The sequence below is a fragment of the Streptomyces sp. SID3212 genome (assembly GCF_009865405.1).
Lineage (GTDB): Bacteria > Actinomycetota > Actinomycetes > Streptomycetales > Streptomycetaceae > Streptomyces.
In genome coordinates this window covers 1-10,314 of sequence record NZ_WWJY01000343.1, presented here as the reverse complement: position 1 = coordinate 10,314, position 10,314 = coordinate 1, and the positions used below count along the sequence as shown (strand labels likewise).

At 74.8% G+C, this 10,314-nt stretch carries 8 protein-coding genes and 1 riboswitch; of the genes, 3 read left to right on the top strand and 5 right to left on the bottom strand.

Translation table 11 applies throughout. The annotated features are described in order from the left end of the window. Nucleotides 1–2,205, bottom strand: a 2,205-nt coding sequence (locus tag GT042_RS10415) for a cobaltochelatase subunit CobN (RefSeq protein WP_202532599.1), incomplete at its 3' end; no start/stop codon positions are given. Between the two features lie 53 nt (nucleotides 2,206–2,258). Beyond that, nucleotides 2,259–2,331: riboswitch (cobalamin riboswitch) on the bottom strand. A 176-nt stretch (nucleotides 2,332–2,507) separates the two neighbouring features. On the opposite strand from GT042_RS10415, the gene GT042_RS10410 reads away from it, so the two are divergent. The 3 genes from GT042_RS10410 to GT042_RS10400 are packed head-to-tail and all read left to right on the top strand — an operon-like array spanning nucleotide 2,508 to nucleotide 6,183. Beyond that, nucleotides 2,508–3,974 (top strand): cobalamin biosynthesis protein CobG, encoded by a 1,467-nt coding sequence (locus tag GT042_RS10410; protein WP_237530664.1) that lies wholly within the window; start codon nucleotides 2,508–2,510, stop codon nucleotides 3,972–3,974. Next, complete coding sequence (locus GT042_RS10405; protein ID WP_161308431.1) at nucleotides 3,971–4,621, top strand: precorrin-8X methylmutase; 651 nt, start codon at nucleotides 3,971–3,973, stop codon at nucleotides 4,619–4,621. The genes GT042_RS10410 and GT042_RS10405 overlap by 4 nt, the downstream gene beginning before the upstream one ends. Continuing rightward, nucleotides 4,621–6,183, top strand: coding sequence for a precorrin-2 C(20)-methyltransferase (locus GT042_RS10400; protein ID WP_345943730.1), 1,563 nt, complete (start codon nucleotides 4,621–4,623; stop codon nucleotides 6,181–6,183). The genes GT042_RS10405 and GT042_RS10400 overlap by 1 nt, the downstream gene beginning before the upstream one ends. A gap of 563 nt (nucleotides 6,184–6,746) precedes the next feature. On the opposite strand, the gene GT042_RS10395 is transcribed toward GT042_RS10400, so the two are convergent. The 4 genes from GT042_RS10395 to cbiT form a co-directional block, all read right to left on the bottom strand. Then, entirely contained in the window at nucleotides 6,747–7,526 is a 780-nt protein-coding gene (locus GT042_RS10395; RefSeq protein ID WP_161308430.1) for a cobalt-precorrin-6A reductase, read from the bottom strand. Further along, nucleotides 7,523–8,650 (bottom strand): FAD-dependent monooxygenase, encoded by a 1,128-nt coding sequence (locus tag GT042_RS10390; RefSeq protein ID WP_161308429.1) that lies wholly within the window; start codon nucleotides 8,648–8,650, stop codon nucleotides 7,523–7,525. The genes GT042_RS10395 and GT042_RS10390 overlap by 4 nt, the downstream gene beginning before the upstream one ends. Nucleotides 8,651–8,660: 10 nt before the next feature. Continuing rightward, entirely contained in the window at nucleotides 8,661–9,449 is a 789-nt protein-coding gene (gene cobM / locus GT042_RS10385) for a precorrin-4 C(11)-methyltransferase (RefSeq protein ID WP_161308428.1), read from the bottom strand. Next, the coding region (cbiT, locus tag GT042_RS10380; protein WP_161308427.1) for a precorrin-6Y C5,15-methyltransferase (decarboxylating) subunit CbiT at nucleotides 9,446–10,314 on the bottom strand (869 nt) is incomplete at its 5' end. The genes cobM and cbiT, both read right to left, overlap by 4 nt.

Genomic DNA, 10,314 nt, shown 5'->3' with positions numbered 1-10,314 from the left:
CTGTTCCTCGGCCTCGTCGGCGGTGGTGCGGGTGGCGGCGGACTCGTCCAGGCCGAGGGCCTCGCGCAGGCCGGGCAGGGACGACGTACCGCCCCAGATCTGGCGCGCGCGGAGGATGGCCAGGACCAGGTTGACGCGCGCGTCTCCGGCGGGCGCCCCGCCGAGGACGTGCAGGCCGTCGCGGATCTGCGCGTCCTTGATCTCGCAGAGCCAGCCGTCGAGATGGAGGATGAACTCGTCAAAGCCCTCGTCCTCCGGGCGGTCCGCCACCCCCAGGTCGTGGTCGAGCTTGGCCGCCTGGATCAGCGTCCAGATCTGGGCGCGGATCGCGGGCAGCTTCGCCGGGTCCATGGAGGCGATCGCCGCGTGCTCGTCCAGGAGCTGTTCCAGCCGGGCGATGTCGCCGTACGACTCGGCACGCGCCATCGGCGGCACGAGGTGGTCCACCAGCGTGGCGTGGACGCGCCGCTTGGCCTGCGTGCCCTCGCCCGGGTCGTTGACGAGGAACGGGTAGATCAGCGGCAGGTCGCCGAGGGCGGCGTCGGGCGCGCAGGAGGCGGACAGGCCCGCGTTCTTGCCCGGCAGCCACTCCAGGTTGCCGTGCTTGCCGAGGTGGATCATGGCGTCGGCGCCGAAGCCGCCGTCCTCCTGGGACGCCTGGATCCAGCGGTACGCGGCCAGGTAGTGGTGCGAGGGCGGCAGGTCGGGGTCGTGGTAGATCGCGATGGGGTTCTCGCCGAAGCCGCGCGGCGGCTGGATGAGGATCAGCAGGTTCCCGCGCCGCAGGGCGGCGAGGACGATGTCGCCGTCCGGGTCGCCGCCGTTGCCGACGCGGCTCCTGTCGAGGAACATCTCGCCGGGCGCCGGGCCCCAGTGCCGCTCGACCGCTTCCCGCAGGTCGGCGGGGAGCTGTGCGAACCAGCGCCGGTAGTCGGCGGCGGGTATCCGGACCGGGTTGCGGGCCAACTGCTCGTCGGTGAGCCACTCCTGGTCGTGGCCGCCGGCCTCGATCAGGGCGTAGATCAACTCGTCGCCGTCGCCGGACTCCAGGCCGGGGACGTCTTCGTCGCCGAAGTCGTACCCCTCCTCCCGCAGACGGCGCAGCAGGGCGACGGCGCTCGCGGGGGTGTCGAGCCCCACCGCGTTCCCGATCCGGGAGTGCTTCGTCGGGTACGCGGAGAGCACCAGGGCGAGGCGCTTGTCCTGGCTCGTGATGTGGCGCAGACGCCCGTGCCGTACGGCGATCCCCGCGACGCGCGCCGACCGCTCGGGGTCCGCGACGTACGACGGGAGGCCGTCCTCGTCGATCTCCTTGAAGGAGAACGGGACGGTGATGAGCCGCCCGTCGAACTCCGGCACCGCGACCTGCGACGCGGCGTCCAGCGGCGACAGCCCCTCGTCGCTCTCCTCCCAGGCTGCGCGGCTGCTGGTGAGGCAGAGGGCCTGGAGGATCGGCACGTCCAGCGCGGCGAGCGCGCCCGCGTCCCACGACTCGTCGTCCCCGCCGGCCGAGGCCTCGGCGGGCCGGGTGCCGCCGGCGGCCAGCACGGTGGTGACGATCACGTCGACCCCGCTCAGGGCCTTGAGCAACTCCGGCTCGGGGGCGCGCAGGGAGGCGACGAAGATCGGCACGGCCCGCCCGCCCGCGTCCTCGACGGCCTCGCTGAGGGCGTCGATGAACGCGGTGTTGCCGCTCAGGTGGTGGGCGCGGTAGTAGAGCACGGCGACGACCGGTCGGCGGCCGAGGGCGTCCAGCGTCTCCACCCGGCGGTGGACCCGGCCCCAGGTCGGCGCGGGCTCGGGCGGCTCGAAGCCGTGCCCGGTCAGCAGGACCGTGTCGGAGAGGAACCGCGCCAGCTGGTCGAGGTTGGCGGGCCCGCCGTGCGCCAGGTAGGCGTGCGCCTCGGCGGCGATGCCGATGGGGACGGTGGAGGCTTCCATCAGCTGCGCGTCGGGGGCCTGTTCGCCGGTGAGGACGACGAGGGGCCGGTCGTGGGCGAGGAGGAGGTCGATCCCCTCCTGCCAGGCGCGCAGCCCTCCGAGGAGCCGTACGACGACGAGGTCGGCGCCGTCCAGCAGTGCGGGCAGGTCGTCCAGCGCGAGCCGGGCCGGGTTCGCGTACCGGAACGGGACCGGACCGCCCGCCCCGTTGGCCGCGCGGGCGCTGAGCAGGTCGGTGTCGGAGGTCGACAGGAGCAGGATCATGCGGCGTCTGGCCTTCCTCGGGGTCCGCGCCCCGGGCGGTGGGAGGACGGCGGGAGTTCCTGACTCACCCGGCTGCTGCCGGGCTCACAGTGGCGGGACCGCGCCGGATTCGCACCGGGCTTCCTCCCCTGACGCCGTCGCTGACGGTGGCGGACCTGGCGGCCCGCCGTCTGCATACGTCTGCATAGTAGGTGGTGCAGGTCACGGGCCGGGAGGGCGCCTGAACGAGCACGTCGGCGGCCGGAGGTCGGCGGCCCCCGCGGGCGGGGCCGGACGGCGGACACGTGGGTATGCTCGCCGCCATGCCGCCCACCTCGCCAACACCCGTGAACCGGGACGAAGCTCCCGTGCGGGAGCGCGGTGACGCCTGCCCCGGCGCGCTCCGGCTGCACGCCGCCGACGACGGTCGGCTGGCGCGACTTCGCCTGCCCGCAGGGGTGTTGACGCACCACCAGGCGGAGGTGCTGGAGTCCGTGGCGGAGCGCCTGGGCGACGGACACCTGGACATCACCTCGCGGGGCAACATCCAGCTGCGGGGGCTGGGCGAGAGCTGTGGCGGGCAGCTCTCGCGGGTGCTGTACGACGCCGGACTGCTGCCGTCCGAGGCGCACGAGCGAATACGGAACATCGTCGCCTCACCGCTGGCCGGACTGGACGGCCAGGGGTCGGCGGGGGGCCAGGACCGGGGCCGATCCTCTTCGCACTCTGTGCAGTTGTGGTCGAAGGAACTGGACGAGCTGCTGTGCGCGAGCGGGGCCGCGACAGCCCTCTCCGGACGTTTTCTCTTCGCGCTGGACGACGGCCGGGGCGATGTGGCCGCCTTGGGCGCTGATGTGACCTTGCTCGCACAACGCTACGGCACCGCCACCCTGCACATCCAGACAAATCCGTCAGGCTGGCGAGTGTCCGCCACCGACGCGGCCCGGGCGGCGCTCGTGGCGGCGGAGACCTTCCTCACGGTGGCGGCGGCGGGCGGCTCGGGCGCCTGGCGCGTACGGGAACTGCCCGCCGGCCACGGCCTGGAGGCGGCGGTGACCGCGCGGCTCGCGGAGGCGGGGATCCCCGCCGAGCGCGAACCGGCGCCGGACCGTGACCCCGGGCCGGCGGCCGGCCCCCCGGCCCCGGGAACGGTCCGCTCCCCCGACGGGACGGTGGCGCTCTCCGTCCACGCCCCGCTCGGCCGGCTGAGCGTGGCCCAGTGGCGGATGCTCCGGACGGCGGCTGCGATTGCGGCTGGCGCGGCTGCTGTTGCCGCTGGGGGGACGGCGAATGCGGAGACGGCGGCTACGGCAAAGGCGGCTGCGGGCGGGGCCGGAACCACGCCGTCCGCACCGTACGGCACCCTCCGCGTGACCCCCTGGCGCGGCGTGATCGTCCCCGGCCTCGCCCCGGACACCGCTCACGACCTGCTCGACCGCCTCCGTACCGCCGGACTGGTCACCGACCCCGGCTCCCCCTGGCACGGCGTCGGCGCCTGCACCGGCCGCCCCGGATGCGCCAAGGCGCTCTCCGACGTACGGGCGGACGCGGCCCGCGCCCCGCGCCCGCCCGGAGGACAACTGCCGCCCCCCGACCTGCCCGTCCACTGGTCCGGCTGCGCCCGCCGCTGCGGCCACCCCCAGGGCACCTCCTGGGTGGACGTCGTCGCGACGGGCGAGGGTACCTACGACGTCTCCGTCGACGGAGGCGCCCGTACGACCGCGACGGGACAGGAACTCGCCGACGCGGTCGCGGCGGCACGGACGACGACCCCCACCATGACGAGATGAGCGAGACCCCAGTGTCCACAGCGTTCGACTACGAGAAGGACGGCCCGGCGATATACCGCCAGTCCTTCGCCATGATCCGCGCCGAGGCGGACCTCACCGGGCTGCCCGCCGACGTCTCCCAGGTCGCGGTCCGGATGATCCACGCCTGCGGGATGGTCGACCTCGTGCGCGACCTCGCCTTCACCCCCGGGGTGGTGGCCCGCGCCCGGGAGGCGCTGCGCGCGGGCGCGCCGATCCTGTGCGACGTCGCCATGGTCGCCAGCGGCGTGACCAGGAAGCGGCTGCCCGCGGGCAACGAGGTCGTCTGCACCCTGTCCGACCCGTCCGTGCCCGGCCTGGCCGCCGCGTTGGGGACCACCCGCAGCGCGGCGGCGCTGGAGCTGTGGCGGGACCGCATGGAAGGCGCGGTGGTGGCCGTCGGCAACGCCCCGACCGCGCTGTTCCGGCTGCTGGAGATGATCGAGGAGGGCGCGCCGCGCCCGGCCGCAATCATCGGCGTCCCGGTCGGTTTTGTCGGCGCGGCCGAGTCCAAGGACGCGCTGGCCGCCCATCCCTCCGGGCTGGAGCACCTGGTCGTACGGGGCCGGCGCGGCGGCAGCGCGATAGCGGCGGCGGCCGTCAACGCGATCGCGAGCGAGGAAGAGTAGTGAGCGAGAACAGCGTCCCCGGCACGCCCCCCACCGACAACAAGACCGGCCCCACGGCCGACACCGCCGCCACCGGCCGCCTCTACGGAGTCGGCCTGGGCCCCGGCGACCCGTCCCTCATGACCGTACGCGCCGTGCGGATCATCGCCGAGGCCGACGTGATCGCCTATCACAGCGCCCGCCACGGCCGGTCCATCGCGCGGTCCATCGCGGCCGAGTACCTGCGCCCCGACCACATCGAAGAGCCGCTGGTCTACCCGGTCACCACCGGCACCACCGACCATCCCGGCGGCTACCAGGGCGCCATGGACGACTTCTACGCCGAGTCCGCCGCCCGCCTCGCCGTCCACCTGGACGCGGGACGTACGGTCGCCGTCCTCGCCGAGGGCGACCCGCTCTTCTACGGCTCGTACATGCACATGCACAAGCGGCTGGCCGACCGGTATCCCACGGAGGTCGTCCCCGGCGTCACCTCGGTCAGCGCCGCCGCGGCCCGCCTCGGCACCCCGCTGGTCGAGGGCGAGGAAGTCCTGACGATCCTGCCGGGCACCCTCCCGGAGGAGGAGCTGACCGCCCGGCTGGCCTCGGCCGACTCCGCCGTCGTCATGAAGCTGGGCCGTACGTTCCCCACGGTGCGGCGGGCGATCGAACGCTCGGGCCGGCTGGCGGACGCGCGATACGTCGAGCGCGCCACGATGGCCGGTGAACGCACCGGCGCGCTCGCCGACATCGACCCGGAGTCCGTGCCGTACTTCTCGGTGGCCGTGCTGCCGAGCCGTGTCGACGCCGTTCCCGCACCCGGGGCCCGGGGTGAGGTCGTGGTGGTCGGGACGGGCCCGGCGGGGCCGCTGTGGCTGACGCCCGAGGCGCGCGGCGAACTGGCCGCCGCCCAGGACCTCGTGGGGTACACCACGTACCTGGACCGGGTTCCGGTACGGCCCGGGCAGCGCCGCCACCCCTCCGACAACAAGGTCGAGTCCGAACGGGCCGAGTTCGCCCTCGACCTGGCGCGGCGCGGACGCCGCGTGGCGGTGGTGTCGTCCGGCGACCCCGGGGTCTTCGCGATGGCCACGGCCGTACTGGAAGTGGCGTCCGAGGACCCGTACCGGGAGGTGCCCGTACGGGTGCTGCCCGGCCTGACGGCCGCCAACGCCGCCGCGTCACGCGCGGGCGCTCCGCTGGGCCACGACTATGCCGTGATCTCCCTCTCCGACCGGCTGAAGCCGTGGGAGGTGATCGCCGAACGACTGCACGCGGCGGCGGCGGCCGATCTGGTGCTGGCGCTCTACAACCCCGGCTCACGCAGCCGCACCTGGCAGGTCGGCAAGGCGCGCGAACTGCTGCTGGAACACCGCGCCCCGGACACGCCTGTCGTCCTAGGACGCGATGTCGGTGGCCCTGAGGAGAGCGTACGGATCGTACGTCTCGCCGAACTCGACCCGGCGCAGGTCGACATGCGGACGATCCTGCTGGTCGGCTCGACACAGACGGTGACGGTACGGCGGGGCGAGGATGACGGCGAGCAGATCGTGTGGACGCCGAGGCGATACCCGGAGGCGTGAGGGGCCTCGGCGGCAGCCGGAGGGGTGAGGACGCGGCTGGACGGCCGCGTAGGCGCTGTCTCGGTGACCGGTCGCGAGGCGCGCAGGGGAGGCGGGTCGCCGGGCAGGGTGACAGGTCACCGCGTGCGGGCAGCGGGTCACCGCGTGTGGATGGCGGGCCACCAAGTGCGGTGGCCGGTCACCGGACGCGGCAACAAGTCGCCAGCTGAGGGAGGCGGGTCACCGCGCGGTGACGGCTCACCGTGGGCGGAGCCAGGCCACCGGCCAAGGTGCCGCGCCGTTGCGCGCGAGACCGGCCGCCGGCCGAGGTGACGACTCTGCGTACGCGGGGCGGGGCCACAGGGCCGAAGCGACGCACCGTTGTACCCCACCCAGGCCGGCCGACCGCCGGACGACAGCTCTGCGTACGCGAGGCGGGCCACCGGGCCGAAGCGACACCCCGCCATAAACGGCGCCAGCCACCCGCCTAGGTGACCCGCCGCCGTGCACGGGCCGGGCCACCGGACGCAGGATCCGTCACTCCGGCGCCGGACGGGCCGCCCGCCGGCCGCGCCGATGGACCGCTACGTGCGCCGGTCCAGCCACGCCAGGGCCTCCGCCGGGGTCGCCACCTCGGTGACCCCCTCCGGGACCGGTGGGCGCCGGACGACCACCACCGGGAGGCCGGCCTCCCGGGCGGCGGTGAGCTTGGGCGCGGTGGCCTCGCCGCCGCTCTCCTTCGTCACGACGACGTCGATCGTGTAGCGCCGGAGCACCTCGCGCTCGCCGTCGAGGGTGAACGGGCCACGGTCCAGCAGGTTTTCCATGCGTGCGGGGTACGGCGGCTCCGGCGCGTCCACGGACCTCACGAGGAACCACATCCCCTCCCCCCGGCCCGCGAACGCCGACAGCCCCGTCCGCCCCGTCGTGAGGAAGACCCGGCGCGCGCGCAGGCCCGTGAGCGCGTCGGCCGCCTCCTCCAGCGAACCGACCCCGTGCCAGTTGTCGCCGTCGGCAGGCGTCCAGGAGGGCCTGCGGAGGGCCAGCAAGGGTACGTGCGCGGAGGCGGCGGCGCGGGCCGCGTTGAAGCTGATCGTGGCGGCGAAGGGGTGCGTCGCGTCGATCAGCGCGGTCACCCGGTGGGCGCGCAGCCAGTCGGCCAGCCCCTCGGGACCGCCGAATCCGCCGACCCGTACCTCTCCGGGCGGCAGTGCCGGCCGCGCGACCCGGCCCGCGAGGGACGTGGTGACACGCGGGCCGCCGTGGGGCCGGGCGTCGAGCGCCTCGGCGAGGCGGCGCGCCTCGGTGGTCCCGCCGAGGATCAGGAGGTGGGGCGACCGTGGCGCTTCCGTGGACGGCGTCATGCTTCGGCGTGCAGCGGGGCGTGGTTGGCCTTGAAGAGGCGCTCGCCCGCGAGCCGGAGGGTGAGGTTCCGCACGGGGGTGGGCAGGTTGCGGGCCTTGTCCCGGCGCCGGTTCTGGCCGAGGACCCAGCGCACGCGGTCGGCCCGCCGCGCCTGATAGGCGGACAGTACGGCCCCGATGTCCGTCCCGGCGGCCGTCCCCGCCTTCACCGCCCCGCCCAGCAACTCCGCCAGCACAAGCACGTCTTCGAGCGCCATCGCGCCGCCCTGGGCCATGCTCGGCGAGCAGGCGTGTGCCGCGTCGCCGACCAGCACCGCGTGGGGCCGCGCCCAGTCCGTGTCGTCGATCTCCGACAGAGGCGCGAAGTACGCGTCAACCCCCTGCTCCAGCAGGTACGGAACGGGCCCGGCGAAATCGGCGAACAGCGCGCGCCAGTCACCCGCAGGGGCCACGGGCTCCGCGCTGTTGACGTCCGCGTAGCAGTACAGGCGCCCGTCGCCCAGCGGGACGGTCAGGAACGTACGGCCCCCACTGCCCAGCCGCGCCGTCCAGTCGGTGACCGGCGGGGCGGCGGGGTCCTCGTGGGCGAGGAACCGCCAGCAGATCTGGCCCAGGAAGCGCGGCTCGGCGCCCCGGAACGCGCTGCGGCGGACGGCGGAACCGGCCCCGTCGGCGCCCACGACGACGTCGTACGTCTCCGACGAGCCGTCGGCGAAGGTGACCGTACCGGCGTCGTCCACGGACGCGACGCCCGTGCCCAGCCGCACCGCGGAGTCGCCGACCGCCGAGCGGAGGAGGTCGTGCAGGTCGGCGCGGCTGATCGCGAGGCAGTCGCCGACACCGCCCCAGACCGCGCGGACGGGGAAGTCCGCCAGGGCGCGGCCCCGGTGGTCGAGCATCCGCTGGCGGGTCACCGGGTGGGCGCGCCGGGCCAGTTCCGTACCGAGGCCCAGGCGCTCCAGGGCGCGTACGGCGTTGGCGGGGAGGTACAGGCCGGCGCCGGTCGTCCGCCAGTCGGGGTCGCGTTCGACCACCTCGGCGTCGAGGCCCTGGTCGCGCAGGGCGCGCACGAGGGCCAGGCCGGCTATCCCGGCGCCGACGACGAGTGTGCGGGGCTGCTTCATGACCACATCCTCAGGAGGAGCTGTTCGGCACGATCGGCACACCCGCGTGTCCGTCGTCGTCCCGGTCCCGCGCGGCCGAGTACAGGTGACTGTCGCGGAAGGTCTCCGCCGCCAGCGTCCGGCCCACCAGGATCACGGCGGTTCTGACGATGCCCGCCGCCTTCACCTGGCCGGCGATGTCGGCGAGCGTGCCGCGCAGGACCAGTTCGTCCGGCCGGCTGGCCATCGCCACCACGGCCGCCGGGCAGTCGGCACCGTAGTGCGGCAGCAGTTCCGCCACGACACGGTCGGCGTACCGGGTGGCCAGGTGCAGCACCAGGAGCGCCCCGCTGCGCCCCAGCGTGGCCAGATCCTCGCCGTCCGGCATCGGGGTGGCGCGCTGGGCGACGCGCGTCAGGATCACCGTCTGGCCGACCGTCGGGACGGTCAGCTCGCGCTTGAGCGCGGCGGCGGCGGCCGCGAAGGCCGGGACGCCGGGCACCACGTCGTACGGCACCCCTGCCGCGTCCAGGCGCCGCATCTGTTCGGCGACCGCGCTGAAGACGGACGGGTCGCCGGAGTGCAGCCGGGCGACGTCGTGGCCCTCCGCGTGTGCGCGCACCAGTTCGGCCGTGATGCCGTCGAGGTCCATGCGGGCCGTGTCGACCAGGCGCGCGTCCGGCGGGCAGGAGGCGAGCAGTTCGCGCGGGACGAGGCTGCCCGCGTACAGGCACACGCGGCACTCCGCGAGGCGGCGGGCGCCGCGCACCGTGATCAGGTCGGCGGCGCCGGGCCCGGCGCCGATGAAGTACACGGTCAACGTTCTTCTCCAGACTCGGCGGGCGCAACGGACGCACGAGACCCAACAGACCCAGCGGGCTCGGCAGACTCAGCGGGCTCAGCGGACTCAGCCGTCTCCACGGCCCCGGCAGGAGCGGCCGACCGTACGGACTCCCCGCGCCCGTCCTTGGTGACGGCCCACTGCGTGACCGGCATCGCCTGCCGCCACCCCGTGAACCCGCCCACCGGCACGGCGTGCGTCACCGCCAGCCGTACCAGCTCGCCGCCGAATCGCCCGTACCACCGCGCCAGCAGCGCCTCGGACTCCAGCGTCACGGTGTTCGCGACCAGCCGCCCGCCCACGGGGAGGGCGGCCCAGCAGGCGTCGAGCAGCCCCGGGGCGGTGAGGCCGCCGCCGACGAACACCGCGTCGGGCACCGGCAGTCCCGCCAGGGCGGCGGGCGCGGCGCCGGTCACGACGGTCAGGTCCGGCACCCCGAGGGTGTGCGCGTTGCGGCCGATGCGTTCGGCCCGTACGGGGTCGCGTTCCACGGACACGGCGCGGCAGGAGCGGTGCGTCCGCATCCACTCGACGGCGATCGACCCGGACCCGCCGCCGATGTCCCACAGCACTTCGCCGGGCGCGGGCGCCAGCGCGCCGAGGGTGGCCGCGCGTACATGCCGTTTGGTCAGCTGGCCGTCGTGTTCGTACAGATGATCAGGAAGGCCTGGTACGGCTCCGATACGCGGCGCGTCCGCGTCCCGCCGGCACTCCACCGCGACGACGTTGAGCGGGTCGCCCGCCGGTTCCGCCCAGTCGTGCGCGGTGCCCACGGTGTGGCGTTCGCGGCCGGCGCCGAGCTGTTCCAGGACGTGGAGCCGACTGCGCCCGTACCCCCGGTCGC

What these genes read in the sequence shown, in the direction of transcription:
- GT042_RS10410 (WP_237530664.1), top strand. Translation starts at nt 2,508, where the DNA reads ATGCCGCCCACCTCGCCAACACCCGTGAACCGGGACGAAGCTCCCGTG.
- GT042_RS10390 (WP_161308429.1), bottom strand. Translation starts at nt 8,650, where the DNA reads ATGAAGCAGCCCCGCACACTCGTCGTCGGCGCCGGGATAGCCGGCCTG.
- GT042_RS10395 (WP_161308430.1), bottom strand. Translation starts at nt 7,526, where the DNA reads ATGACGCCGTCCACGGAAGCGCCACGGTCGCCCCACCTCCTGATCCTC.
- GT042_RS10405 (WP_161308431.1), top strand. Translation starts at nt 3,971, where the DNA reads ATGAGCGAGACCCCAGTGTCCACAGCGTTCGACTACGAGAAGGACGGC.